General features: G+C 74.4%; 21 protein-coding genes. 11 read left to right on the top strand and 10 right to left on the bottom strand.

The features are described from left to right. From murD to HWY08_RS07590, 6 genes are all read left to right on the top strand, one after another. Positions 1 to 1374: a UDP-N-acetylmuramoyl-L-alanine--D-glutamate ligase gene (gene murD / locus HWY08_RS07615; protein ID WP_176064249.1), complete on the top strand. Its 1374-nt coding sequence runs from the start codon at positions 1 to 3 to the stop codon at positions 1372 to 1374. Next, positions 1374 to 2555: a putative lipid II flippase FtsW gene (gene ftsW / locus HWY08_RS07610; protein WP_176064471.1), complete on the top strand. Its 1182-nt coding sequence runs from the start codon at positions 1374 to 1376 to the stop codon at positions 2553 to 2555. Before murD ends, ftsW begins: the two co-directional genes overlap by 1 nt. Continuing rightward, the gene (murG, locus tag HWY08_RS07605; protein WP_176064248.1) at positions 2556 to 3743 is read left to right on the top strand and encodes an undecaprenyldiphospho-muramoylpentapeptide beta-N-acetylglucosaminyltransferase; all 1188 of its coding nucleotides are present in this window, start codon (positions 2556 to 2558) and stop codon (positions 3741 to 3743) included. After that, positions 3740 to 5116, top strand: coding sequence for a UDP-N-acetylmuramate--L-alanine ligase (murC, locus tag HWY08_RS07600; RefSeq protein ID WP_176064247.1), 1377 nt, complete (start codon positions 3740 to 3742; stop codon positions 5114 to 5116). The genes murG and murC overlap by 4 nt, the downstream gene beginning before the upstream one ends. A gap of 95 nt (positions 5117 to 5211) precedes the next feature. Continuing rightward, positions 5212 to 6129 (top strand): UDP-N-acetylmuramate dehydrogenase, encoded by a 918-nt coding sequence (murB, locus tag HWY08_RS07595; RefSeq protein WP_235969514.1) that lies wholly within the window; start codon positions 5212 to 5214, stop codon positions 6127 to 6129. A gap of 13 nt (positions 6130 to 6142) precedes the next feature. Next, the gene (locus HWY08_RS07590; protein ID WP_176064245.1) at positions 6143 to 7069 is read left to right on the top strand and encodes a D-alanine--D-alanine ligase; all 927 of its coding nucleotides are present in this window, start codon (positions 6143 to 6145) and stop codon (positions 7067 to 7069) included. Between the two features lie 101 nt (positions 7070 to 7170). Here the strand turns inward: HWY08_RS07590 and HWY08_RS07585 are convergent, their stop codons facing one another. From HWY08_RS07585 to HWY08_RS07570, 4 genes are all read right to left on the bottom strand, one after another. Further along, a complete protein-coding gene (locus HWY08_RS07585) occupies positions 7171 to 7905 on the bottom strand; it encodes a thioredoxin domain-containing protein (RefSeq protein WP_176064244.1) in 735 nt (244 codons plus the stop codon). Between the two features lie 74 nt (positions 7906 to 7979). Further along, positions 7980 to 8819, bottom strand: a complete 840-nt coding sequence (locus HWY08_RS07580; protein ID WP_176064243.1) for a thioredoxin domain-containing protein — start codon at positions 8817 to 8819, stop codon at positions 7980 to 7982. Positions 8820 to 8827: 8 nt separating this feature from the next. Next, on the bottom strand, positions 8828 to 9958 hold the full coding sequence (locus HWY08_RS07575; protein ID WP_176064242.1) for a cytochrome c3 family protein: 1131 nt from the start codon (positions 9956 to 9958) through the stop codon (positions 8828 to 8830). 210 nt (positions 9959 to 10168) lie between these two features. Then, a complete protein-coding gene (locus HWY08_RS07570) occupies positions 10169 to 10492 on the bottom strand; it encodes a cytochrome c3 family protein (RefSeq protein ID WP_176064241.1) in 324 nt (107 codons plus the stop codon). Between the two features lie 299 nt (positions 10493 to 10791). Here HWY08_RS07570 and HWY08_RS07565 point away from each other — a divergent pair, with 299 nt between their 5' ends. The 4 genes from HWY08_RS07565 to HWY08_RS07550 all read left to right on the top strand — a co-directional run bounded on the left by HWY08_RS07565 (position 10792) and on the right by HWY08_RS07550 (position 15209). Then, a complete protein-coding gene (locus HWY08_RS07565) occupies positions 10792 to 11640 on the top strand; it encodes a cell division protein FtsQ/DivIB (RefSeq protein WP_235969513.1) in 849 nt (282 codons plus the stop codon). 44 nt (positions 11641 to 11684) lie between these two features. Beyond that, positions 11685 to 12914 carry a cell division protein FtsA gene (ftsA, locus tag HWY08_RS07560; RefSeq protein ID WP_176064240.1) on the top strand — a complete coding sequence of 410 codons (1230 nt, stop codon included), beginning with the start codon at positions 11685 to 11687 and terminating at the stop codon, positions 12912 to 12914. A 27-nt stretch (positions 12915 to 12941) separates the two neighbouring features. Next, a complete protein-coding gene (ftsZ, locus tag HWY08_RS07555; protein WP_176064469.1) occupies positions 12942 to 14219 on the top strand; it encodes a cell division protein FtsZ in 1278 nt (425 codons plus the stop codon). 150 nt (positions 14220 to 14369) lie between these two features. Continuing rightward, complete coding sequence (locus tag HWY08_RS07550) at positions 14370 to 15209, top strand: c-type cytochrome (protein WP_176064239.1); 840 nt, start codon at positions 14370 to 14372, stop codon at positions 15207 to 15209. Between the two features lie 70 nt (positions 15210 to 15279). Here the strand turns inward: HWY08_RS07550 and HWY08_RS07545 are convergent, their stop codons facing one another. Next, a complete protein-coding gene (locus HWY08_RS07545) occupies positions 15280 to 16008 on the bottom strand; it encodes a phosphatase PAP2 family protein (protein ID WP_176064238.1) in 729 nt (242 codons plus the stop codon). Between the two features lie 76 nt (positions 16009 to 16084). Next, positions 16085 to 16507: a CBS domain-containing protein gene (locus HWY08_RS07540; RefSeq protein WP_176064237.1), complete on the bottom strand. Its 423-nt coding sequence runs from the start codon at positions 16505 to 16507 to the stop codon at positions 16085 to 16087. Between the two features lie 251 nt (positions 16508 to 16758). Between HWY08_RS07540 and HWY08_RS07535 the strand changes: the two genes are divergently transcribed. Next, positions 16759 to 18099 (top strand): ferredoxin reductase family protein, encoded by a 1341-nt coding sequence (locus tag HWY08_RS07535; RefSeq protein ID WP_176064236.1) that lies wholly within the window; start codon positions 16759 to 16761, stop codon positions 18097 to 18099. A 29-nt stretch (positions 18100 to 18128) separates the two neighbouring features. On the opposite strand, the gene HWY08_RS07530 is transcribed toward HWY08_RS07535, so the two are convergent. The 4 genes from HWY08_RS07530 to alaS form a co-directional block, all read right to left on the bottom strand. Further along, positions 18129 to 19544 carry a Ni/Fe hydrogenase subunit alpha gene (locus HWY08_RS07530; RefSeq protein ID WP_176064235.1) on the bottom strand — a complete coding sequence of 472 codons (1416 nt, stop codon included), beginning with the start codon at positions 19542 to 19544 and terminating at the stop codon, positions 18129 to 18131. Between the two features lie 4 nt (positions 19545 to 19548). Next, positions 19549 to 20787 carry an NADH-quinone oxidoreductase subunit B family protein gene (locus HWY08_RS07525; protein WP_176064234.1) on the bottom strand — a complete coding sequence of 413 codons (1239 nt, stop codon included), beginning with the start codon at positions 20785 to 20787 and terminating at the stop codon, positions 19549 to 19551. 143 nt (positions 20788 to 20930) lie between these two features. After that, positions 20931 to 21266: a hypothetical protein gene (locus tag HWY08_RS07520; protein WP_235969512.1), complete on the bottom strand. Its 336-nt coding sequence runs from the start codon at positions 21264 to 21266 to the stop codon at positions 20931 to 20933. Between the two features lie 146 nt (positions 21267 to 21412). Then, positions 21413 to 24088: an alanine--tRNA ligase gene (gene alaS, locus HWY08_RS07515; protein ID WP_176064233.1), complete on the bottom strand. Its 2676-nt coding sequence runs from the start codon at positions 24086 to 24088 to the stop codon at positions 21413 to 21415. Between the last annotated feature and the right edge of the window lie 2 nt (positions 24089 to 24090).

The raw sequence follows: 24090 nt of genomic DNA, 5'->3' as shown, positions 1-24090 counted from the left end.
ATGGAAGGATCCCTCCGCCTCGCCGGGCAGCGCGTCCTCGTGGTGGGCCTCGCCCGCTCCGGCGCCGCCGCCGCCCGGCTGGCGCGCGCCCGCGGCGCGCGCGTCACCGTGACCGACCGCCGCGCGGCCACCGAGCTCGCCCCGGCGCTGGGGGAGCTGGGCGACGGGGTGGAGCTGGCGCTCGGCGGGCACGACCCGGCCGACTTCACCGGCGCCGACCTGGTGGTGGTCTCGCCCGGCGTGCCGCTCACCCTGCCCGAGCTCCAGGAGGCGCGCCGGCAGGGCGTCCCGGTGCTGGCCGAGGTGGAGCTCTCGGCCCGGCTCCTGCCGCCCTGGCCCATCGTCGGCATCACCGGCACGAACGGGAAGAGCACCACCACCGCGCTGGCGGGCGAGCTGCTCGCGCGCGACCGCCGCGTGTTCGTGGGCGGGAACCTCGGCACCCCGCTCGCCGAGCTCGTCCTCTCCGGGCGCCAGGTCGACGCGGTGGTGCTGGAGCTCTCCTCCTACCAGCTCGAGGGCATCGAGCGGTTCCGGCCCACCGTGGCCGCGCTCCTCAACATCACGCCCGACCACCTGGAGCGGCACCGCGACCTCGAGGGCTACGCGCTCGCCAAGGCGCGCCTCTTCGCGAACCAGCAGCCCGGCGACTGGGCGGTCGCGAACGCGGGCGATCCGCGGGCGGTGGCGCTGGCCGGGAGCGGCCGGGGCCGGCTCGCCACCTTCGGCTTCGGGCCCCCGGCCCCGCGGGCGGCGCGCGCGCCCGAGGCGGGCGGCGAGCTCGCGCTGGCCTGCGGCGACGGCCCGCCGGAGCGGTACGTCCTGCGCTCGCGCGCGCTGCGCGGCCGCCACAACGTCGAGAACGCGATGGCGGCGGCGCTGTGCGCCCGGCTGCTGGGCGCCCCCGGGCGCGAGGTGCAGGCGGGCCTCGACGCGTTCCAGGGGCTGCCGCACCGGCTCGAGCTCGTCCGCGAGCGCGACGGGGTGGAGTGGGTGAACGACTCGAAGGCCACCAACGTCGACTCGACCGCGGTCGGGCTGGCGGCGTTCCCGGCCGGCCAGCCGCGCGTCGTGCTCATCCTGGGCGGGCGCGGCAAGCGCGCGCCCTACGCGCCGCTCCGCCCGCTCTTCCCGGGGCGGGTGAAGGTGGTGCTCACCATCGGCGAGGACGCGCCGGCGCTGGCGCGCGAGCTCGACGGCGCCGCGCCCCTGGAGGCGGTCGGCACGCTGGCCGCGGCGGTGGAGCGGGCGGCCGCCCTCGGCGCGCCCGGGGACGTGGTGCTGCTCTCGCCCGCCTGCGCCAGCTTCGACCAGTTCCGGAGCTACGAGCACCGCGGCGAGTGCTTCCGCCAGCTCGTCGAGGCCCTGCCGTGATGCGCGCCCAGGCCACCACCGCCCGCGCGCCGGCCGCCGAGGGCGTCGACCGGCTCCTCCTCGGCACGATCGTGCTGCTCGTCGGCATCGGCGCGGTGGCGGTCTACTCGGCCAGCGCGGTGACCGCCGCGACGCGGTTCCACGACAGCTTCCACTTCCTCGACCGGCAGCTCGTCGCGGTCGGCCTCGGGCTCGCGCTGCTGGTGGCGGGGCTCGCCGCGGGGTACGGGCGGGCCGAGCGGCTCGCCTACCCCGTCCTCGCCGCGACGGTGGTGGCGCTGGTGGCGGTGCTGCTCCCCTTCATCGGCCACACCGCGGGCGGGGCCCGGCGCTGGATCGACCTCGGCGTGCTCCACTTCCAGCCCGCCGAGGCGGCCAAGCTGGCGCTCGTCCTGTACCTGGCGCACTCGCTGGCCCGGAAGCGCGACAAGATGCGGCTCTTCTCGATCGGCTTCCTGCCGCACCTGCTCGTGGCGGGCGCGCTGATGGCGCTGTGCCTGGCCGAGAAGGACCTCGGCACCTGCGTCGTGATGGCCCTCGTCCTGTTCGTGATGCTCTTCGCCGCCGGCGCCAAGGTGAGCTATCTTCTGGGCGCGCTCCTCGCCTCGCTCCCGCTCGTCTACAACGCGGTGATGGGGACGCCCTACCGGCGGATCCGGTTCGAGGCGTGGCTCCGGCCGTTCGAGCACCGGCGCGACGCGGGATATCAGATGTGGGAGTCGATGGTCGGGATCGGCAGCGGAGGGTGGTTCGGGCAGGGGCTCGGGCAAGGGCGCTCGAAGCTCTTCTACCTGCCGGAGGCGCACACGGACTTCATCGGCGCCGTCATCGCCGAGGAGGCGGGCCTCGTCGGCCTCGGGCTCCTCATCCTGCTCTACGCCCTGTTCGTGTGGCGCGGGCTGCGCGCCTCCTTCCGCGCGGCCGACGCGTTCGGCTGCTACCTCGCGCTCGGGATCACCACGCTCGTCGGCGTGCAGGCGCTCGTGAACCTGGGGGTGGTGACGGTGCTCCTGCCCACCAAGGGGCTCACCCTGCCCTTCGTCTCGTACGGCGGCAGCTCGCTGCTCACGCTCCTCGCGGCGAGCGGCCTCCTGCTCAGCGTCTCGGCCTCGCGGGGCGGGTTCCTCAAGCCCGCCAGCCAGGCCGTCCGCGTGGGCGCCGCCACCGGGGAGGGCGCCTAGGTGCGCATGCTCGTGGCAGGCGGCGGCACCGGCGGCCACGTCTTCCCTGGCGTGGCGCTGGCGGAGGAGGTGGTGACGCGCCACCCGCAGAACGACGTCGTCTTCGCGGGGACCGCGCGCGGCCTGGAGGCACGGGTCGTGCCGGCGGCCGGCTTCCCCATCGAGCTCATCGAGGTGAAGGGGCTGAAGGGGAAGGGCCTCCTCGGGCTGCTCGCGAACCTCCTGCTCCTCCCGCGCGCCTTCGTGCAGTGCTGGCGCATCCTGCGCCGCTGGCGGCCCGACGTGGTGGTGGGGGTGGGCGGGTACGCGTCCGGGCCGGTGGTGCTGGCGGCGGCGCTCCTCCGCATCCCGACCGCCGTCCAGGAGCAGAACGCGGTCGCCGGCTTCACGAACCGGGTGCTCGGGTGGTTCGTCCAGGCCGCCTTCACCGCCTTCCCCGAGGCGGGCCGCTACTTCGCGGAGCGCAAGGTCCACCAGCTCGGGAACCCCATCCGCCGCGAGCTCATGGACAACTACATGCGCCCGGTGCAGGAGCACGAGCAGCTGCGGCTGCTCGTCTTCGGCGGCTCGCAGGGCGCTCACGCGCTCAACATGCGCGTCATCGAGGCGCTGCCGCACCTCGCGGACCTGAAGGACCGGCTCGAGATCACGCACCAGACCGGCGCCCGCGACCGGCAGCAGGTGGAGCAGGGCTACGCCGCCTGCGGCTTCCGGGTGGACGTCCGCGAGTTCATCGAGGACATGAGCGAGGCCTACGCCCGCGCCGACCTCGTGCTCTGCCGCGCCGGCGCCACCACCCTCGCCGAGCTGACCGTCTGCAAGAAGCCGTCGATCCTGGTCCCGTTCCCGGCCGCGGCCGACAACCACCAGGTCATGAACGCGAAGAGCCTGGTCGACGCCGGCGCCGCGGTCATGATCGAGGAGCGCGACCTCAACGGCGAGGTCCTGGCGCGCGAGCTCCGGGCCATCCTCGGCCAGCCGGCGCGGCGGGCGCAGATGTCGCGCGCCGCCGGGCGGCTCGGCGCGCCGCAGGCCGCGCGCGAGATCGCCGACGTCTGCACCGAGCTCGTGCGCCGGCGCTGGGGCTCGCCGCGCGGGCAGGACCGCGGCCCCGGGTTCGCGCCCGTCCGGCCGGCCCTCCCCGCCCAGGCCCCCGAGGACGCGCCCGAGGCGCCGCCCACCCCATGACCCTCTTCCGCTCCAGGCCCGCCAAGATCCACTTCGTCGGCATCGGCGGCATCGGCATGAGCGGCATCGCCGAGGTGCTGCTCAACCTCGGCTACCGCGTCTCCGGCTCCGACCTCAAGGAGTCCGACACCACCCGGCGCCTGCGCGAGCTGGGGGGCGTCGTCCAGCGCGGCCACGCCGCCGCCCACGTCACCGACGTCGACGTGGTGGTCATCTCGTCCGCGGTGCGCCGGGACAACCCCGAGGTGGTCGAGGCGCGGGCGCGCAAGATCCCGGTCATCCCCCGGGCGGAGATGCTGGCCGAGCTCATGCGGCTCAAGTACGGCGTCGCCATCGCCGGCTCGCACGGCAAGACCACCACCACCTCCATGGCGGCGCACCTCTTCGCCCACGCCGGGCTCGACCCCACCGCGGTGGTGGGCGGGAAGGTCAACGCCTTCGGCTCGAACGCGAAGCTCGGCGCCGGCGAGTACATGGTGGTGGAGGCGGACGAGTCGGACGGCTCGTTCCTCCGGCTGCCGCCCACCATCGCGGTCGTCACCAACATCGACCCGGAGCACCTCGACCACTGGAAGACGCCGGCGGCGCTCCGCCAGGGGTTCCTCGACTTCGTGAACCGCGTGCCCTTCTACGGGCTCGCGATCCTCTGCATCGACCACCCCACGGTCCAGTCGCTCATCCCGGAGGTGGAGAAGCGGTTCGTCACCTACGGCGAGGGGCCGCAGGCCGACTACCGCGCCGCGCGCATCGAGGTGCGGCAGCACCGGGTCGCCTTCGACGCCTTCCGGCGCGAGGAGCCGCTGGGGCGGTTCGAGGTGGGGATGGTGGGCCGCCACAACGCGCTCAACGCGCTGGCGGTGGTGGCGCTCGGGGACGAGATGGGCCTCGCCCACGACGTCACCCGCGCCGCCCTGGCGAGCTTCAACGGCGTGCAGCGGCGCTTCACCGTGCGCGGCGAGGCGGGCGGGGTGACGGTGGTGGACGACTACGGCCACCACCCGGCGGAGGTGAAGGCGGTGCTCTCCGGCGCGCGCGAGGCGTTCGGCCGCCGCGTGGTCTGCGTGTTCCAGCCCCACCGCTACAGCCGCACCCGCGACCTGCTCGCCGAGTTCACCACCGCCTTCAACGACGCCGACGTGGTCCTCCTCTCCGACGTCTACGCGGCGGGCGAGGAGCCCATCCCCGGGGTCTCGGGCGAGCACCTGGCGGCCGCCGTACGCGCCCACGGGCACCGCGACGTGACCTACGTGGAGCGGGCGCGCCTGGCCGCGGCGGCCCGCGAGCGGCTCCGCCCGGGCGACCTCGTCATCACGCTCGGCGCGGGCGACGTCACGGCCGTGGGCCCAGAGCTGCTGGCGATGCTGGCCGGATGACCCGCGAGCCGTAGGGCGGGGGCTCGTCCCCCGCCAGTGTGGCTGTGGCGGGGATGAACCCCCGCCCTGCGAACTCTAGAAGGGCCCGGAACGTCTTGAGCGACTGGCGCCGCAAGATCGTGGAGGTCACCCGCGGCGAGGCGCTGTGCGACGCGCCGCTCGCGCCGCGCACGGCGGTCCGCGTGGGTGGGCCCGCCGATCTGCTGGTGCGCCCCGCCGATCCGGACGACCTGGCGGCGGTGCTCCGCGCCGCGGCCGGCGTGGGCGTGCCGGTGCTCGCGCTCGGCGGCGGCGCCAACCTGCTGGTGGCCGACGCCGGCGTGCGCGGGCTGGTGGTGAAGCTGCCCCCCGGCTTCGGCGAGGAGCGGTCGGACGGGGCCCGCCTCGTCCTCTCGGCGGGCGCGCCCTCCTCGCGGCTGACCGCCCGGGCCGGCAAGCTGGGCCTCGTCGGGTGCGAGTTCGCCGCCGCCATCCCCGGGACGCTGGGCGGGCTCGTGGCCATGAACGCCGGCACGCGCGCGGGCGAGATGAAGGACGTGGTGCGGCGGGTGGAGCTCGCCACCGCCGACGGCGCCGGCTGGGTCGAGGCGGCGGCGCTGGGCTTCGCCTATCGCACCTGCCGGCTCCCGCCCGGCGCCGTCGTGACGCGCGTCGAGGTGGAGCTCGCGCCGGGCGACGTCGCGGCCAGCCGCGCGGCCATGGACGCGGACGTGGCGCGCCGGCGGGCCACCCAGCCGCTGGACCGGCCCACCTTCGGCTCCACCTTCCGCAACCCGCCGGGCGACTACGCCGGGCGGCTGATGGAGGCGGTGGGCCTCAAGGGCCACCGCGCCGGCGGCGCGGCCTGGTCGGAGGTCCACGCGAACTTCATCGTGAACCTGGGCGGCGCCACCGCGCGCGACGTGCTCGCGCTCATCCGGCTGGCGCGCGGCCGCGTCCGCGACCGCTTCGGCGTGGAGCTCGAGCCCGAGGTGCGCCTGGCGGGGGATTTTCCACCCGGCGAGACGATCTGATACTGGAGAACCCATGGGAACCTGGTCAGGCAAGAAGGTGGCGGTCCTGTACGGCGGGCGCTCGAGCGAGCGCGACGTGTCGCTGCGCACGGGCCAGGGGTGCGCCGACGCCCTGCGCGAGCGCGGCCACGACGTGACGCTCATCGACGTCGACCTGGAGGTGGCGGCGCGGCTGCGCGCCGCGCGCGCCGACGTGGCCTTCGTGGCCCTGCACGGCCGCTGGGGCGAGGACGGCTCGATCCAGGGGCTCCTCGAGTCGATGGGCATCCCCTACACCGGCTCGGGGGTGCTCGCCTCCGCGCTCGGCATGGACAAGGTCTTCTCGAAGCTGCTGTTCCGGGAGCACGGGCTCAAGGTGATCGAGTACCGCGTCTTCCCGCGCGAGCAGGCCGAGCGCATCACCGTGGCCGACCTGCCGTTCGGGCTGCCGGCGGTGGTGAAGCCGGCCGGCGAGGGCTCGTCGGTGGGCGTCCACATCGTGCGCGACGCGCAGGCGCTGCAGGCGGCCTGCCGCGACGCCGCCCGCTACAAGGGCGAGCTCATCGTGGAGCGGTACGTGAAGGGGACGGAGGTGGACGTGGCCGTCCTCGACGGCAAGGCGCTCGGCGCGATCGAGATTGTCCCCTCGCGCGAGTTCTACGACTACACGGCCAAGTACACGCCCGGCGCGACGCAGTACTTCTACCCGGCGCGCCTCCCGGAGGAGCACGCCCGGCGCACCTGCGAGGCGGCGGAGCAGGCGCACCTCGTGCTGGGCTGCGCCGGGGTGACGCGCGCCGACTTCATCGTCAGCGCCGACGGCGTGCCCTACATCCTGGAGGTGAACACCCTCCCCGGCATGACGGCGACCTCGCTCGTCCCGAAGATCGCGGCCGGCCTCGGCATCACCTTCGCGGAGCTGTGCGAGCGGCTGCTCGACGGCGCCGCGCTCAAGGCTTGACGTCGAGCGCGGCGCAAGCCGCGCGAGACCCGCTCATCGCAGCAGGAACCCTCTGCCCCACGAACCCGCTCGGACGCGGACGAGGGGGTTCGCGCGTTGCCCTACTGCGCCAGCGCCGCCGGCTTCGTCCCGGCGCAGCCGGCCAGCCCGGCCTGGGCGTCGGCGTTGCCGGGGGCGATCTCGAGCGCCTTCTTGAACGAGACCACCGCGCGCTCGCACATGCCCGCCTCGGCCTCGCGCCGGCCCATGTTGATCCAGCGCCGCGCCACCGCGCCCTTGTCGTCGGAGGGCATGCTGGCGGCGGGCGGGTTCAGCACCGCCTGGAGCTGCGCCGCGTCGATCTCCTTCAGGAGGTAGCGGACGTGGGCGTGGACGATGTCGCAGTACCGCAGGCGCACGTAGGGCTGCGCGAGCGTCACCTTCCCGCGCGCGTCCGTCACCACCACCATCGGGTGCTGCCGGATCTCGAGCTTCCCGTAGAGCGCGTCCCCGGCGTCCACGAGCACCGGCACGTGGAGGCCGGCCCCGCTCACCGCCGCCCGGACCTCGGCGGCCGGGTAGGCGCCCGAGACCACCGCCACCATGTGGATGGGCTTGCCCTGGAACGCCTTCTCGCACGCCGCCAGCTGCTTCAGCGTGTCGAGCGAGGCGTCCTGCCCCGGGCGCCAGAACAGGATCACGTTGACGGTGGCGGTCCTGGCGAGCAGCGGCTCGGCGCCGCCGCCGAGGGTTGCGAGCTCGGCGGACTCCAGCGTCTCGCCCTCCACCACCCGCGCCCTCGCGGAGGGCGCGGCCGCCAGCGAGAGCAGCGCGAGGCCGATGGTGATGAGGCGCAAGGGGGACCTCCTGAGGTCGAGTGCCGGCGCGAGCTGGGTGGACGGGGTGAGCGGCATCGTGGCGCGGGGCTCCCTCACTGCCCGGCGCAGGGGGACTTCTTCTGCTGCACGGCGGCGAGGAGCTGCGGGGAGAGCTTCACCGCGGCCTGGTAGGCGAGCTTCGCCTCCTCGCACTTGCCCTGCGACGAGAGCGCGTCGCCGAGGAGGACGTGGGCGGGCGCGAAGCGCGGGTCCTGCTCGAGGATGAGGCGCGCCTCGGCGGCGGCCTTGTCGGGCTGCTGCATGCCCAGGTACATCTCGCCCATGCGCACGTGGCGGTTCGACACCGCGCCCTTCATCTCGTTGGGCATGAGCGCCTTCGCCGGCGCGTCGGCCTGGGCCAGCTCGGCCTTCGAGATCTCGCCCAGCGCGTAGCGCACGGTGCCGCGGATCCGATCGCAGTAGTTGATGGCCTGGAACGGCTCGTAGGCGACGAGCTGGAGCTTCCCGTTCGCGACCCCGATGGCGGGGTGGAGCCGCACGCCCAGCCGGCCGTAGAGCACGTCGCCCTGATCGATCAGCACCGGGATGCGTGCGCCCGCGGCGGCCACCGAGGCCTTCACCTCCTGGGCGCTCCAGCTGGAGGAGACCACCGCCACCCAGTGGACGGGCTTGCCGGCGAGCTGACGCTCGCAGTCGGAGATGGCCTTGAGGGCGAGCTGCGAGTTCTCCTGCTGCGGCCGGAAGAAGATGAAGACGTTGGCCTGCGCCTGCGGGGAGAGCAGCGCCTCGCGCCCGCCGGCCAGGGTGGGCAGCTCGACGTTCTCGAGCGTATCCCCCACCGCCACGTTGGTGAACGCCAGCGCGTCGGCGGGGAGGAGGGCGCACGAGACGAGCGCGGCGAGCACCCACGGGAGCGAGCGGAGTCCGGGCATGGTGTCCTCTACTTCTTGCTCGCCGTGGAGACCGTCTTGTTCACGTACGTCTTGGTCTCGTGGCAGGTCTTGGCGCAGGTCCCGCCGGTCGGCGTCTTGGTGTAGTTGATCTTGAGGACCCAGCCGGCCGAGCCGTACGGCACGCCCTCGCGGATGCGGTGGGGCTGCTTGGCGGCGTGGACCTCGTGGCAGGCGCGGCAGGTGCGGCCGCGCTCCAGGTTGTGCACGTGGACGTAGTGCAGGTTCTTCGAGCCGTCGCGGAAGTTGGTGAGCGTGGTCGTCTGCTCGGCGCTCACGACCTTGTCGTTGTGGCAGCGGTAGCAGAGCGCGTAGGTCTTGAGGTCGTACGGTGCGTAGAACTGGGGCGGGTACTCGGCGACCAGCAGGCGGAAGTTGTCGCCGCCGTGGGTCTTGTGGCACGCGGAGCAGTCCTTGGCGGCCACCGGCTTGTGCCAGACCGGGTTCTCCTGGAGCAGCTTGGGGAAGTTCGTCAGCGTGACGCCGTTCCAGTCCTTCATGTCGTCGGTGGAGTGGCAGCCGACGCACTGATCGAACGGCAGCGCGGTGAGCATCTTCTCGATGTTCGCGCCGTGCGGGTTATGGCAGTTGGCGCACTTGCGCTTGGTGGTCACGGCGCCGTGCTTCACCCGGACGGTCTCGGTGAGGTTGCGGATGTTCTTGTGGCAGTCGAAGCACTGCGCCGTCTGCTCCTCGTGCAGCAGCTTCTTCTCGAGCGAGTTGTGCGGGTTGTGGCAGTTCGTGCAGAGCGCCTGCGCGGGCACGTGCTTGTAGGGCCGCGCCATGATCTCGCCGAACTCCTCGTGGCACGAGTAGCAGAGCGCGTTGCCGGACTTCTTCACCGGCCCGGGATCCTTCTTGTCGTTCCGCTGGTGGCAGAACCCGCAGTCGCCGGCGGCGAAGGGCGCCATCGTGCTCGCGCCCTTGACCCCGTCGGGCAGCGGCTTGTTGTTCACCTTCCGTACAATGGGGTACTTGAACTGGCGGCCCGCGAGCTCGGCGGGTACGCCGGGCGGCAGGGGCACGGCCGGGCCCGCTGGCGCGGGGGCGGCCGCGGCGGCGGCGGGGCCGAGGAGCGCGGCGAGAGCTACGGCGACGGTGAACCTCTTCCTCGAGCTCATGCGATCCACTCCGCAAGGAGGCCCCTGAAGCAGAGCCTTAGTTCCGTCAGCCACGCGCGATGCCTGCCCATCTGCAGCCGATGATCGGACACGATCAATCCAGGTTTCCTTGATCGGCGTCATCGAAATGGTCCAAGTCCCCTGCACGCCGGACACTGTGTGATGCCGTCGATTGGCGTACCGACCCCTGTGCGCAAATGTGGTGCAATGTCATTTCAACAGCAGCTTCTTCTTCTTTGCATTGTGCGGCGAGTGGCAGACGACACACTCGTCCTCCGGTGAGGGGTGCCCCTTCATCGGCCGCTGGTAGTCGTCGTGGCAGTCGAAGCAGAGCGCGTTCGACTTCTTGCGCAGCCGGCCCGGCGGGGCGTTCGGATCGCTCGGGTCGTGGCAGGCGTTGCAGGCGCCCATCTCGTACGGCCCGTGCGTCGAGATCCACTGCCCGGCGGGCAGCGGCGCGAGGCGGTTCGGCGCGCGCGCGCTGCCGTCCGCGGCGAGCGCGATCAGGACGAGGAGTGGGGTGAGGACCGGCATCGCGTCGACGCTCCGGGCAGCGAGTGGCGCCGCAGGTTCGCACAGGTCGGGGCGCAGCCCAAGCGAGGTGTGACGGCAAGCCGTCGCAGCCAGCCGGCGGATGTGAGTCGAGAACTTGCAAAGTGGGATCGATCGGGCATGCTGGCGCTGGGGCGATAGCGGCCGGAAGCGGGCGGGTGGTCAGACGTGGGTGGCGGGGCGTGGAGCGGCGTGTGGGGCGCGGGCGGAACCGCAGGCGTGACGACGGGAGCAGCGCCGCGCCCCGCGGGACGCGGCGCTGGCGCCGCGCGCTCGCCCTGGTGACCGCGATCGCCGGGCTCGGCGCCGCCGCGGCGGCCGCGCCGCGCGGGGCCGCCCTGCTCCGCTCCGCCGAGTCGCTGCGCATCCGCACCCTCCGCTTCGAGGGCCTGGAGCGCGCTACCGCCGACGAGCTGCTGGCGCTCTCCCCGGTCCACCCCGGCGACCACCTCCTCACCGCCGACGTCGACGGCCTCGAGCAGGCGCTGGCGCGCCACCCCTGGGTGGCCCGGGTGGAGGTGCACCGGAGCTGGCCCCCCGCGCTGACGGTGCGGGTGGTGGAGCGCCACGCGGCGGCGCTGGTCGATCTCTCGGGCCTGTACCTGGTCGACGAGGCGGGCGAGCCGTTCAAGCGGGCCGCCGCCGGCGACGGGCTCGATCTGCCGGTCGTGACCGGGCTGTCGCGAGCGGACTACGTGCAGCGCCGCGACGCCGTCGCGCCGCGGCTGCGGGGCGCGCTGGCGCTGGCGCGCGCCTGGCGCGAGGGCGGCCGCGACGCGGCGGCCCGGCTCTCCGAGATCCACCTCGATCCCGGAGACGGCACGACGATCTACGTGGGCGACGAGGGCGTCCAGGTCCGGCTCGGAACGGGCGACCTGGAGGCGAAGCTCGGCCGCCTCGAGCAGGTGCTCTCGGCGCTCCGCGCCGAGGGAAGGAAGGCGGAGGTGCTCCACCTCGACAACCGGCTCCACCCGTCCTGGGTGACGGTCCGGCTGGCGAAGGTGGATCTCCTGCGAGCGCAGGGGCAGGCGAATGAGCCTGGCCCGGAGCGAGCGGGGGGCATGGGGGGGCGCAGCATTGCGCCCCCCCATCTCGATCAGCTGAAGGTAGCGAGCCCGAGAGGGCTCTAGGACAGGACGAAGCGCGACTGCGCCAACTCGTCCGGAGGTGGGTCATGGCGAAGAGCGGAGACATCCTGGTCGGCCTCGACATCGGGACGACCAAGATCTGCGCCATCGTCGGCGAGATGACCGACGAGGGCATCGACATCATCGGGATCGGCACGCACCCGTCGAAGGGGCTGCGCAAGGGGGTGGTGGTCAACATCGACGCCACCGTCGCCTCGATCAAGCGGGCGATCGAGGAGGCGGAGCACATGGGCGGCTGCGAGATCTCGACCGTCTACACCGGGATCGCGGGCGGCCACATCAAGGCCTTCAGCTCCCACGGCGTGGTGGCGGTGAAGGACAAGGAGGTCCGGCAGACGGACGTGGACCGCGTCATCGACCAGGCGAAGGCGGTCGCCATCCCGCTCGACCGGGAGGTCATCCACGTCCTGCCGCAGGAGTTCATCGTCGACGACCAGGACGGCATCAAGGAGCCGGTCGGCATGAGCGGCGTGCGCCTCGAGGCCAAGGCGCTCATCGTCACCGGCGCCGTCTCGTCGGCGCAGAACATCATCAAGTGCTCGCAGCGGACCGGCCTCAACGTGGCCGACATCGTGCTGCAGCCGCTGGCCTCGTCGCTGGCCGTGCTCTCCGACGACGAGAAGGAGCTCGGGGTCTGCCTGGTGGACGTCGGCGGCGGCACCACCGACATCGCGATCTTCTCGAACGGCGCCATCGTGCACACCGCGGTGCTGTCGCTGGGCGGCAACCACCTCACCAACGACGTGGCGGTGGGGCTGCGCACGCCCACCCACGAGGCGGAGCGGATCAAGAAGCAGTACGGCTGCGCCATGGCGTCGATGGTGGACAAGGAGGAGACCATCGAGGTGCCGAGCGTCGGCGGCGGGCAGCCGCGCGTCCTCTCCCGCCACATCCTGGCCGAGATCATCGAGCCGCGGGTGGAGGAGATCTTCATGCTGGTCCAGCACGAGATCCAGAAGTGCGGGATGGAGGAGCTGCTCGCCTCCGGGGTCGTCATCACCGGCGGCTCGACGCTCCTCCACGGCATGCCCGAGATGGCCGAGGAGGTGCTCGGGATGCCGGTGCGGCGCGGGCTCCCGCGCAACATCGGCGGCCTGGTGGACGTGGTGAAGGGCCCGCAGTTCGCCACCGCGGTGGGGCTGGTGAAGTACGGCGCGCGCCAGGTGGAGGCGAGCCCCCACTTCAAGATCCGGGACGAGAACGTCTACCGGAAGGTGCGCAACCGCATGCAGAAGTGGCTCGGGGAGATCTTCTAGGTGCGCGAGCACGAAAGGGACCAGGACATGATCGAGCTCTCGGACAGGAACGAGCCCGGCGCGCGCATCAAGGTGATCGGCGTCGGCGGCGGCGGCGGCAACGCCATCAACACCATGGTGGCCGGGCGGCTGGAGGGGGTGGAGTTCATCGCCGCCAACACCGACGTGCAGGCGCTCGCGGCCAACAAGGCCGGGGTGAAGATCCAGCTCGGCAAGGCGTCCAGCCGCGGCCTCGGGGCGGGCGCCAACCCGGATCGCGGCCGCGAGGCGGCGCTGGAGGCGCGCGACGCCGTCGCCGACGCGCTGGCGGGCGCCGACATGGTGTTCGTCACCGCCGGCATGGGCGGCGGCACCGGCACCGGCGGCGCGCCCATCGTGGCGGACGTGGCGAAGCAGTCGGGCGCGCTCACGGTGGGCGTCGTGACGAAGCCCTTCCTGTTCGAGGGCAACAAGCGCCGGAAGCAGGCCGAGCAGGGCCTGGCCGAGCTCAAGGCGGCGGTCGACACCCTCATCGTCATCCCGAACCAGCGGCTCATCTCGGTGGCGGGCGAGAACGTCTGCCTGGCGGACGCCTTCAAGCGCGCGGACGAGGTGCTCCTGCACGCCGTGCAGGGCATCAGCGACATCATCACCGTGCACGGGCTCGTCAACGTCGACTTCGCCGACGTGCGCACCATCATGTGCGAGCAGGGCATGGCGCTCATGGGCACCGGCCGCGCGGCCGGCGACCGGCGCGCCATCGAGGCGATGCAGGCCGCCATCAGCTCGCCGCTGCTGGAGGACGTCTCGCTCGACGGCGCGACGGGCCTCCTCGTCAACATCACCGGCGGCCCGTCGCTCACCCTCTACGAGGTGAACGAGGCGGTCACGATGGCGCAGACGGCGGCCGACCCGGAGGCGAACATCATCTTCGGCTCGGTCATCGACGAGCGCATGGGCGACGAGGTCAAGATCACCGTCATCGCCACCGGCTTCGCGCAGAAGGAGGCGCCCATCCGCCTCGTGCAGAAGGCGCAGATCGCGATGCCGATGGCGGCCCCGCGCGCGACCCCGGCCCCCGTCGCCGCCGCCTCCCCGGCCGCGGTCCTCGCCACCGCCGCCCGCGCCGTCGCGCCCGCCGAGGCGCCCCGCCGCGAGCCGGTGAAGGTCGCGAGCGGCGCCGCCGCCCCGCCCCGCCCGCCCCCCATCCCCTCGCGCACCCGCCCCGCCATGTCGCCCGACGGCTTCAAGCCCAGCGACGACGACCAGTACGACATCCCCGCCTTCCTGCGGCTGCGCGGCGGGCAGACCGGGCTGCCGGAGTAGGGGAGCTCGGCCCCACGCGCTGAAGGTGCACCGCTCCCTCTCCCCGACCCCGGGGGAGAGGGAGCTCTCGTCTCGGGCGCGAGCCGGCTGCCGAACCCAATCGCCGCGGACGCGCTCCAACGACGGCACATCCCCACCGCTCGAGGCGCCATGGCGCTCCCCTCCCTGCTCGCGCTCTCCCTGGCACTCACCCTGAACGCCTCCGGCTCACGGAGCCCCCCTGCCAAGCCGGCCGACGCAGCCTTGCCGCCGGACGAGCTGGGCGAGGCGGTGAAGCTCGGGAAGAAGCTCTTCGACGAGACCGGGACGCACCCCCTCACCCGGGCGTTCGTCGGGAACGCGCTCTCGTGCGCGTCGTGCCATCCCGACTCTGGAGCCCATCCCACGGCTTCCACCTTGCTCGGCGCCGCGACCGCGTACCCTGCCTGGGGGCCGCGCGAGCAGGCGGTGCTCACGCTGGAGGACCGCGTCCTCAACTGCTTCATGCGGAGCCTGAACGGCACCCGGCCGCCCGTGGGGAGCAAGCCGTCGATCGCCCTCACGGCCTACATCACGTGGTTGTCCACCGGGATGCCGGTTCGGCTCAACGCCGAGGCGCCGCTGGGTCCCCATTCGTTCGCGAAGCCGGCCTTCGTTCCTTCGAAGGTGAGCGTCGAGCGCGGGCGGAAGCTGTACGGCGAGCGCTGCGCCCCGTGCCACGGCGAGGACGGGCAAGGCGACCCGCCGGTGTGGGGGCCGCGCTCGTACAACGCCGGCGCGGGCCTCGCCGCCGTGCCGAAGCTCGCCGGGTGGCTCCGGGCGACCATGCCGCCGGACGCGCCGCTGGCGAGCGACGCCGACGCGGTGGACGTCGCGGCCTACGTGAACTCGCAGCCGCGTCCGGACTTCGTCCTGAGGGACCACCTGCCGGCGGGCGACCGCACCGGCGTCTACAACTCGAGCGTGGCGGACGAGGTGGACCGGGCGCCGACGTGGCCGCGCAGGAAGTGATCGCGCGGCGTCGCTCCCCCCACGCTCCGCGCCGGGCGGTGCAGGCCCCTCCGCGGTGCCTGCCCTATCGCTATCGCCACTCCGCGCGCCGCGCCTCCTCCAGCCTGGCCCGGAACTCGGGGCGCGCCAGCCAGGCCTCGGCGAGCGCCGTCCCGAGCTTGCGCCCCGCCTCGACGTCGCTCGGCCAGTGCACGCCGGCGCGGACGCGGTCGAACCCGATCTGGCGGCCGCGCTCCAGGAGCGCCGGTGCCCGCGACGGCGCGAGCTCGGCGAGGAGTCGCGCGTAGAGGGCGCCGCGCGTGGCGTGGCCGCTCGGGAAGGCGGGGCTCGGCTCCCGCTGGACCGCGGGGACCACGCGCGGGTCGGCCGCGTACGGGCGCGGCCGACCGCAGTGCGCCTTGAGCGGCCCGTAGACCTTGCGCGCGTCGCGCTCGGCGGCGGCGAGCAGCGCCCAGGTGAGCGGGCGGTGCGCCGCGTCGAGGGGCCCGCCCGCCCCGTCCGCCAGCGCCTCGGGGCCGAGCTCGACCTCGGCGGCGGCGCGCTGCACCTCCTCGGGCGTGCGCGCCTCCTGGACCCACAGCAGGACCGCCAGGTCGTCGCGCCAGGACGGGGTGCCCGCCGCCGGGCAGGGGCCGGTGATGGCCCAAACGTCCACGCCCGCGGCGGCGCCGGCGGCGGTCACGACCTCCGCCGGAACCGGCGCCCCGCGCGCCGCGGCGCCCGGGGGCGGGCGCTGCGCCGGGGGGGCGGCGCAGCCGGCGAGGAGCGCTGCGGCGGAGGCGAGGGCGAGGAGGCGCATGCGCGGCATGATGCGCGCCGCGGCGCCGGCCGCCAAGCGCGCGCGCCGCGCCAGCCCCCGGGTCAGGCGCGCGCGGTCACTGCAGGGCGGCGGCCTCGGCGGAGGCGCGCTCGCGCAGCGTGTAGAACCGCGCCAGGTCGCCCAGCGACACCACGCCGAGCAGGCCGCGCCGGCCCACCACCGGGAGGTGGCGCACGCGGCGGCGGCGGAGCAGGCGCGCCACCTCCTCCAGCGGCGCCTCCAGCTCGACCGCGGCGGCGGAGGTGGACATGGCCTGGGCGACCGGCGTCCGGGCCGGATCGCGCCCGGCGGCGACGGCGCGCACCACGTCCCGGTCCGACAGGACGCCCTGCACCGCGCCGTCGTCGTCCGCCACCACGAGGCACCCCACCCCGCGGTCGCACAGGAGCCGGCTCGCCTCCGCGAGCGTGACGCCCGGCGCGCAGGTGTAGACCACGGCGCTGTTCTTCTGGGCCAGGACGTCGCGGACGGTCGGCACGCGGGGCTCCTTCGGCCGGTATCCGTTTTGACGGAGACGCAGCCCTCTGTCCGTCAGAGCGGACATCGCAGTTGTAGACCAGGCCGCGGGCCGGGGCAAGCCGACCCGCCGCGCGCGCCCCCTCCCTCGGCCGGCGGCATCGGGTACAAGGGAGGGCGTGCGGCAGCGGCTCGCCAGCTGGGCGGCGGCGGCGACGGGGCTCCTCCTCCTCGCCGCGGCGGTCGTGTTCGCGCTGGCGCGGAGCCGGTGAGGTGGCGCCCCGGGCCGCGCCCCGCGACGTCGCGCGCTCGGCGCTGTGGGTGGCGCTGTACGCCCTCCTGGCCTTCCAGCCCATCCTCGTCCTGCTCGCGGCCCCGTCGGAGGGGCGGGGCGGCTTCGGGCGCGAGCTCTCCTCGGCGCTCGGCTTCCTCGCCCTCTCCACCATGACCATGCAGTTCGCCCTCACGGCCCGCTTCCAGTGGCTGGCGCCGCCGTTCGGGACGGACCTCGTCTACGCCTTCCACCGCGCGATGACCTGGGTCTCGCTAGGGCTGGCGGTGCTCCACCCGCTGGCGCTGCTCGGCCGCGACGCGCCCGCGGCGCTCGGGTGGCTGACGGTCGCCGGCGCTCCCCCGGCCATCGCGGCCGGTGTGCTCGCCCTCTACGCGCTGGCGGCGCTGCTCGTCACCAGCCTCTTCCGCCGCGGGCTGCGGCTCCCCTACGAGCCGTGGCGCGCCGGCCACGGCCTGCTCGCGGTGGCGGCCCTGGCGCTCGGCGCGCTCCACGCGCTGCGGGCGGACCGGCTCCTCGCGCGCCCGGTGGAGCGCGTCGCCTGGCTCGCCTGGACGCTCGCCTGGGGGCTCCTCATCGTGCGGGTGCGCCTCGCGAAGCCGCTCGTCCTGCTCCGCCGGCCGTGGGTGGTGCGCGAGGTGCGGCCGGAGGGCGGACGGGTGACGACGCTCGCGCTCGAGCCGGACGGCCACCCCGGCGTCCGGTTCCGCGCAGGGCAGTTCGTCTGGCTCACCCTCTTCGGCTCGCCCTTCGGCGCGCGCGAGCACCCCTTCTCCATCTCCAGCAGCTCGCAGGGGGCGCCGCGGCTCGAGCTGACGGTGAAGGAGGCGGGCGACTTCACCCGCCGGGTGGCCGCCGAGCTCCGCCCCGGCGCGCGCGCCTACGTCGACGGGCCGTTCGGGAGCATGACGCTCGACGGCTTCCCCGACGCCGAGGGCTACCTGCTCGTGGCCGGCGGCGCCGGCATCGCGCCCTGCCTCTCGATCCTGCGCACGCTGGCCGACCGCGGGGACCGGCGGCGCCACGTCCTCGTGTACGGCACCGGCCGGTGGGAGGCGACGCCGTTCCGGGAGACCCTGCGGGAGCTCGCCGGCCGGCTGCGGCTCGAGGTGGTGCACGTGCTCGAGCACCCGCCGGAGGGCTGGCGCGGCGAGCGCGGCCTGGTGACGGAGGAGGTCCTCGGCCGCCACCTCCTGCGCGACCTGCGCGTCACCTGCTTCGTGTGCGGGCCGCCGGGCATGATGGACGTGGTGGAGCGGGCGCTGGTGCGGCTCGGGGTGCCGGTGGGCGACATCCACTCGGAGCGGTTCGATCTCGTCTGACGCCCGCGGGTGGGCTGGCCGTCCCCGCCTCAGATCTCGTCGAGGAGCTCTCCGGAGGCGCCCACCAGGCGCAGCTCGGCCTCGGGGCCGCGCACCGCGTGGGTCGAGCAGGAGAGGCAGGGGTCGAAGGCGCGGATCGCCGCCGAGACGCGACTTCGCAGCGCCTCGGTGATCCGGGGCCCGTCGACCCAGCGCGCCGCCACCTGGCGGACGGCGCGGTCCATCGCGGTGGCGTTCTGACCGGTGGCGACGAGCAGGTTGGCCCAGGTGACGAGCCCCCCCGCGTCCACGCGATAGTGGTGGAAGAGCGTGCCGCGCGGCGCCTCGCACGCCCCGACCGCCTCCCCGCACGCCTCGCCCGCGGGCGCGAGGACCTCGCGCCCGAGCAGATGCGGGTCGCGGAGCAGCTCGTCCATGCGTTCGAGCGCGAACAGGATCTCGACCAGCCGGGCACCGTGGGCGTGGAACGTGGACAGCACGGCCCCCCGCCCGAGCGCGCGGAACTCGCGCAGCGCCCGGTCGGCGCGCGGGGTCCCGCAGCGCGCCACCGCGTTGAGCCGCGCCAGCGGCCCGACCCGGTAGGCTCCCGCCGGGAACCCGAGCGATCGCCAGTAGGGGTGCTTGAGCCGGCTCCACGTGACGGTCCGCTCCCCGATGAGCTCCTGGTACCGCGCCGGATCGAGGCCGTCCTCGAGGATCGCCCCCGCCGCGGAGACGAGCCGGAGCGCGCCCTCGCACGGGTCGAGCTCGCCCTTCGCCCCGACCAGCGCCAGGAAGGGGGTCTCGAACGCGCCGCAGCTGGCCGCCTCGTCGGCGCGTGCGGGGAGCGTGGCCGCCCACCAGGCCAGGGTCCGCTCCGCCGCGGCGAGCGCCTCGGGCAAACCGGCGGCGATCGCGTCGCGATCGGACGGCGTGAGCGGCGCCGCCACGCCGCCCGCGACGATGTACGGTGCGTGCACGCGCCGCCCCCCGAGGCGCGCGAGGACCTCCTGCCCGACGCGCCGCAGCAGGACGCCGTCGCGGAGGAGCCCGGGCGCGACCTCGGCGGCGACGAGGAAGTTGCGGCGGGCAGGCTCGGCGTCATACCCGAGCACGAAGTCGGGGGCGGACAGATAGAAGAAGGCGAGCGCGTGGGACTGGACCAACTGCGCCAGCATCGCCAGCCGCCGCAACCTGCGCGCTGCGGGTGGTGGGGCGGCGCCCAGGAGGACGTCGCCCGCCTTGGCCGCCGCCAGCGCATGCGCCGTCGGGCAGATGCCGCAGATGCGCGCCGTGAGGGCCGGCAGCTCGCGCAGGGGCCGCCCGGCGCACACGGCCTCGAACCCGCGCAGCGCCGTCACCTCGACGCGGGCGTCGCGGACCCGACCCGCCTCGTCGAGCTCGATGACGGCACGGGAGCGCCCCTCGATGCGCGTGACGGGATCGATGACGACGCGGCGCCCCACGACCTCACCCGAAGTGAGCCTGGCCGGCGAGCGCGGGGAGCCGCCCGGCCGCCAGCTCCTCGAGGGCGGCGCGGATGAGGCCGGGGCCCGGCGGGCAACCCGGCAGGAAGAGGTCGATCGGGACCAGCTCCGCCACCGGCCGCACGCGGTCGAGGAGCGCGGGGAGCTCCGCGTCCACGCCGGCCGGCGCGCGCCACGCCCGCCGCAGCACGGCGGGGGCGCCGCCGACGGCGTCGCGCATGGCGGTCACGTTCCCGAAGCAGGCGCAGTCCCCGAGCGCGACGAGGACCCGCGCGCGCTCGCGGGCCCCGCGGAGCTCCGCCTCGTCGCCCGCCGTCGCCACCGCGCCCTCCACCAGGCACACGTCGACCTCGGGCGGGAGCTCCGGCGCGTCGGTGAGCGGCGAGTACACCAGGTCGACCCGTGAGGCGAGCGCGAGCAGCGCCTCGTCGAGGTCGAGGAGCGACATGTGGCAGCCGGAGCAGCCGCCGAGCCAGACGGTGGCGAGCCGCGCCCGGTCGCCGGGCTCACCCGCCGCGAGCGGCGGCGGCGCCGGCTGAGCCCGCGCCGGCGTGCGGCGGGGTCGGCTGCGCGCCGCGAGGCCCTGGGCGGCGGTGGCGGTCTCGAGCAGCGCGCCGGTCGGGCAGACCGCGGCGCAGCGCCCGCAGTCGGTGCAGGTCGGGCTGTCACCCCAGCGCTCCCCGCCGTCCGTGACGAGCCGCGTGCGCGCGCCGCGCCCGGCCAGGCCGAGCGTCCGCGCTCCTTCGATCTCGGCGCAGGCGCGCACGCACCTCGTGCACAGGACGCAGCGCCCCGGGTCGAGCAGGAACCGGGAGCGGCTCGCGTCGACCGGTCGCGCGCGGCGCGGGAGCTCCAGGTCGACGTGGTCGACGCCCAGGAGCTGGGCGAGGTCCTGCAGCTCGCAGCACCCGCTGGCCGGGCACGCGGCGCAGACGTGGTCGCCGTTCGCGAAGAGCAGGGCGACCACCGACCGCCGGTGCTGCGCGAGCCGCGCCGAGCGAGTGGTGACGCGCATGCCCTCCCAGACCGCGGTGGCGCAGGCGGGGACCGGCCGCGGGAGCGAGTCCACCTCCACCAGGCAGAGCCGGCACGACGCGACCGTCGAGAGCCCCTCGAGGTGGCACAGCGTCGGCAGGGAGATCCCGTGCTCCCGGCAGGCGGCGAGGACGGTGTGGCCCTCGTCGGTCACGACCGTCCTGCCGTCGAGGACGAAGTGAATCACCGGTTCGCTCCCCCGCTGCGAGGCGATTCTACGCGCGCACGGCGCGACCGGGCGGGGCACGCCCGGGCTCCTGCGGGGCGCGCGGATCAGGGCTGGCGCCCGTCGCCCGGGCGGCGGAGCACGGGCACGTGAGCTGGGCGGTCCTACCGCTCGCGCGCGAGGAGCCCGTCCGACCGCGCCGACAGCTCGCTCGTGCGCGCCAGCAGCGACTGCACCTGGGCGTAGAGCGCCTCCGCCTCGCTGTCGCGGCCGAGCCCGCGGTCCAGGTCGGCGAGGCGGCCGAGCAGATCGGCCACCTTCGTGAGGTGCTGGTGCGCCAGCAGGAGGTCGCGCCCGAGCCGCGCGCCGGCGCGGCTGAAGATGACGCCGCTCTGGAACAGGCGCGCCAGCGCCTTCCGGTTGGTCTCCTGGACCGTGCCGAGGCGGGAGCGGTAGTCGCGCAGGCGACGATCGTCGCGGGCGGCGGCCAGATCGACCACCGCGGACGCTCTCCCCGATCTCGGCGCGCTGCGCGGCGTGCGGCGTCCCTCCGTCCCGAGGATGGTAGGGCCCGTCCCGCGCCGGGGTCAAATGACCCTGGCGAGGGACGTCGCGCGCCGCGCCTTGACTCCTCCGGCGTCTTCGGTCAGGCGACGGCGGCGCGCACCAGCTCCTCGACGCGCGCCAGCGCCTGGTCGAGGCCGGCCGCGTCGGGGCCACCCGCCTGGGCGAGGTCGGGCTTGCCGCCGCCCTTGCCGCCGACGAGCTTGGCCGCCTCGCGGACGAGGTCGCCCGCCTTGACCCGGTTCGTGAGCCCCTTCGTCACCGCCACGAGCAGCACCGCCTTGCCGTCCTGCTCGCTGCCGAGGGCCACCACGCCCTGCCCGAGCTTGTCGCGCAGCTTGTCGGCGAGGTCGCGCAGCGCGTTCCCGTCGCCCTCCACGCGCGCGGCGAGCACCTTCACGCCGTTCACCTCGCGCGCCTGGCCGGCCAGGTCGCCGGAGCGCGCCGCCGCCATCTGCCCGCGCGCGTCGGCCAGCGCCTGCTCGAGCTCGCGCACGCGCTTCTGCGCCTGCTCGATCTTCTGCGCCACCTCGAACGCGCCCGCCTTGAGCAGGCGCGCGGCGTGGTGGAGCTCCTCGTCGGTGCGCTGCGCCAGCTCGACCGCCCGCGGGCCGGTGCAGGCGACGATGCGGCGCACGCCGGCCGCGATCGACTCCTCGCTCGCGATCTTGAAGAACGCGATGTCGCCGGTGCGGCGCACGTGCGTGCCGCCGCACAGCTCCTTGGAGGGGCCGAGCCGCACCACCCGCACGCGGTCGCCGTACTTCTCGCCGAAGATCATCATGGCGCCGGTCTCGCGCGCCTTCTCGAGCTCCAGCACCGCCGTGTCGGCCGCCTCGTTCCGGCGGACGAGCTCGTTCACCGTCCGCTCCACGTCGCGCAGCTCGTCCGGCTCGAGCGGCTGGAAGTGCGAGAAGTCGAAGCGCAGGTAGTCGGGCGAGACCACCGAGCCCGCCTGCTTGACGTGCTCACCCAGCCGCTGCCGCAGCGCGTGGTGCAGGAGGTGCGTCGCGGAGTGGTTGGCGCGCACGAGGTCGCGCCGCGCGTCGTCCACCGTGAGCTCGACCAGGTCGCCCACCGCGAGCCGCCCCTCCTCCAGCTTCCCGAGGTGGACGATGAGCCCGGGGACCGGCCGCTGCGCGTCGGTCACCGCCATCCGGCCGCCCGGCCCGGCCAGGGTGCCGACGTCGCCCACCTGGCCGCCCGACTCGCCGTAGAAGGGCGTCGCGTCGGTGACCACCTCGACCCGGTCGCCCGCCACGGCCTGCGCCGCGCGCGCCCCGTTCACGACCAGCGCCTTCACCTCCGCCCGCGCGGTGGTGGTGTCGTACCCGAGGAACTTCGTCTCGCCCAGCTCGGCGGCGATGCGCTTGTGCAGGTCGCCCACCGCCTCCTCGCCGGAGCCCTTCCACTCCGAGCGCGCCCGCTGCTCGGCCATGTGCTTGTCGAAGCCCGGCTCGTCCACCGTGAGCCCGCGCTCGGCGGCGATGGTGCGGGTGAGGTCCATCGGGAAGCCGAAGGTGTCGTAGAGCTGGAAGGCCACCTGGCCCGGGATGATCCGCTCCTTCGCCTCGGCCAGCCGCGCCATCTCGACCTCGAGGATGGCGAGGCCCTTGTCGAGCGTGCGCCGGAACGACTCCTCCTCGGAGAGCGCCACCTTCTCGATGAACGCGCGGTTCTCGCGCGTCTCGGGGTACGCCGCGCCCATCTCGTCGATCACCGCGCCGCAGATCTCCGCCAGGAACGGCCGCTCCAGCCCGAGCCGCTTCCCGTGGCGGATGGCGCGCCGCATGATGCGCCGGAGCACGTAGCCGCGCCCCTCGTTCGACGGCAGCACGCCGTCGCCCACCAGGAAGGTGGTGGCGCGGGCGTGGTCGGCGATGACGCGCATCGAGACGCCGTCGTCGGTCTCCGCCCGGTACGCCTTGCCCGCCACCCGCTCGATGGCGCGGATGATGTTCTGGAAGAGGTCGGTGTCGTAGTTCGAGCGCTTCCCCTGCACCACCGCCGCCAGCCGCTCCAGGCCGGCGCCGGTGTCGATGGAGGGCTTGGGGAGCGGGGTGAGCCCGCCCTCGGCGCTCCGCTCGAACTGCATGAAGACGAGGTTCCAGATCTCGAGCCAGCGATCGCAGTCGCACGCGACGCCCTGGCACTTCCGGCCCTCCTTCTCCTCGGCGCACGGGATGTCGTCGCCCTGGAAGTAGTGGAGCTCGGAGCAGGGGCCGCAGGGGCCGGTCTCGCCCATGGCCCAGAAGTTGTCCTTGGCGCCGAGCTTGAAGATCCGCGCCTCGGGGACGCCCTGAGCCTTCCACAGCCCGTACGCCTCCTCGTCCCACGGGATGCCGCCCTCCCCGGAGAAGACGGTGGCGGCGAGCCGCGACCGGTCGATGCCGAGCCACCTCGGGCTCGTCACGAGCTCCCAGGCGAAGGCGATCGCGTCCTGCTTGAAGTAGTCGCCGAAGGAGAAGTTGCCCATCATCTCGAAGAACGTGTGGTGACGGGCGGTGAAGCCCACGTTCTCGAGGTCGTTGTGCTTGCCCCCGGCCCGGACGCACTTCTGGGCGGTGGTGGCGCGCTTGTAGTCGCGCGTCTCGCGTCCGGTGAACACGTCCTTGAACTGGTTCATCCCGGCGTTCGCGAAGAGCAGCGTCGGGTCGTTGTGCGGGACGAGCGAGCTCGATGGGACGCGCCGGTGCCCGCGCTCCTCGAAGAAGCGCAGGAAGGCGTCGCGGATCTGGGCGGCGGAGAGGGCGGTCATCG

Source organism: Anaeromyxobacter diazotrophicus (assembly GCF_013340205.1).
Classification (GTDB): domain Bacteria; phylum Myxococcota; class Myxococcia; order Myxococcales; family Anaeromyxobacteraceae; genus Anaeromyxobacter_A; species Anaeromyxobacter_A diazotrophicus.
The sequence above is the reverse complement of the archived record's forward strand: the minus strand, read 5'-3'. Positions and strand labels throughout refer to the sequence as shown.

Excerpts from the sequence above, each read along its gene's own strand:
- murD (WP_176064249.1), top strand. The coding sequence starts at position 1 with ATGGAAGGATCCCTCCGCCTCGCCGGGCAGCGCGTCCTCGTGGTGGGC.
- ftsW (WP_176064471.1), top strand. The coding sequence starts at position 1,374 with ATGCGCGCCCAGGCCACCACCGCCCGCGCGCCGGCCGCCGAGGGCGTC.
- murC (WP_176064247.1), top strand. The coding sequence starts at position 3,740 with ATGACCCTCTTCCGCTCCAGGCCCGCCAAGATCCACTTCGTCGGCATC.
- HWY08_RS07590 (WP_176064245.1), top strand. The coding sequence starts at position 6,143 with ATGGGAACCTGGTCAGGCAAGAAGGTGGCGGTCCTGTACGGCGGGCGC.
- HWY08_RS07580 (WP_176064243.1), bottom strand. The coding sequence starts at position 8,819 with ATGCCCGGACTCCGCTCGCTCCCGTGGGTGCTCGCCGCGCTCGTCTCG.
- HWY08_RS07575 (WP_176064242.1), bottom strand. The coding sequence starts at position 9,958 with ATGAGCTCGAGGAAGAGGTTCACCGTCGCCGTAGCTCTCGCCGCGCTC.
- HWY08_RS07570 (WP_176064241.1), bottom strand. The coding sequence starts at position 10,492 with ATGCCGGTCCTCACCCCACTCCTCGTCCTGATCGCGCTCGCCGCGGAC.
- ftsA (WP_176064240.1), top strand. The coding sequence starts at position 11,685 with ATGGCGAAGAGCGGAGACATCCTGGTCGGCCTCGACATCGGGACGACC.
- ftsZ (WP_176064469.1), top strand. The coding sequence starts at position 12,942 with ATGATCGAGCTCTCGGACAGGAACGAGCCCGGCGCGCGCATCAAGGTG.
- HWY08_RS07550 (WP_176064239.1), top strand. The coding sequence starts at position 14,370 with ATGGCGCTCCCCTCCCTGCTCGCGCTCTCCCTGGCACTCACCCTGAAC.
- HWY08_RS07545 (WP_176064238.1), bottom strand. The coding sequence starts at position 16,008 with ATGCGCCTCCTCGCCCTCGCCTCCGCCGCAGCGCTCCTCGCCGGCTGC.
- alaS (WP_176064233.1), bottom strand. The coding sequence starts at position 24,088 with ATGACCGCCCTCTCCGCCGCCCAGATCCGCGACGCCTTCCTGCGCTTC.